The organism is Bacillus sp. LR--39 (assembly GCF_053613335.1).
On sequence record NZ_JBSIOT010001332.1, the window covers coordinates 1 to 571 of the forward strand.

The 571-nt window shown below is 36.1% G+C and carries 2 protein-coding genes; one reads left to right on the forward strand and one right to left on the reverse strand.

The annotated features are described in order from the left end of the window. A partial coding sequence (locus ACWHAR_RS30315; protein WP_452088837.1) for a branched-chain amino acid transport system II carrier protein occupies positions 1 to 180 on the reverse strand: 180 nt, incomplete at its 3' end. Positions 181 to 374: 194 nt separating this feature from the next. Here ACWHAR_RS30315 and ACWHAR_RS30320 point away from each other — a divergent pair. Continuing rightward, positions 375 to 571 (forward strand): aminotransferase class V-fold PLP-dependent enzyme (locus ACWHAR_RS30320; protein ID WP_452088838.1); only part of this gene is annotated, 197 nt, incomplete at its 3' end.

Below are 571 nucleotides of genomic sequence, written 5' to 3' on the forward strand. Positions count from 1 at the left end.
AATGCCGAGAAGCGGCAGGCCTACCCCTGTCAGTAAAAATCCGCCGATGGCCTTCCAGACGTTGTGTCCGGCTGCTTGTCCAAGTTCCGGCGGATAAATCATATTTCCTGCTCCAAAGAATAACGCAAATAGCATGAAACCAATAATAATGGTATCTTTGACAGGCAGTGAGTGTTTCATGAAAAAAATCCTCCTAATAATTATGTTAAAATATTCTGTCAATTAATTGTCAGATAATATGACGAAACGAACAAATCTTATTATATGGTAAAAAAATTAGAAGTCAATACTAGTTTTTCGTAATTTTCTATTAAATTTTGTTATGGTAACATAAATATCATACCTTGTACCGCTTTCATAAAGGAGTAAAAAAGATGATATATTTAGATAATAGTTCAACGACGAAGCCTTACGATGAAGTCTTGAACGTATATGAACAGACAAGCAGCCGATACTTTGGCAATCCTTCATCTTTGCACCGATATGGAGCCGAAACGGAACAGCTGCTTCAAGCAGCCAAAAATCAAATCAAAAGGTCCTTAGGCCTAAAAAAATATGATATTGTATTTAC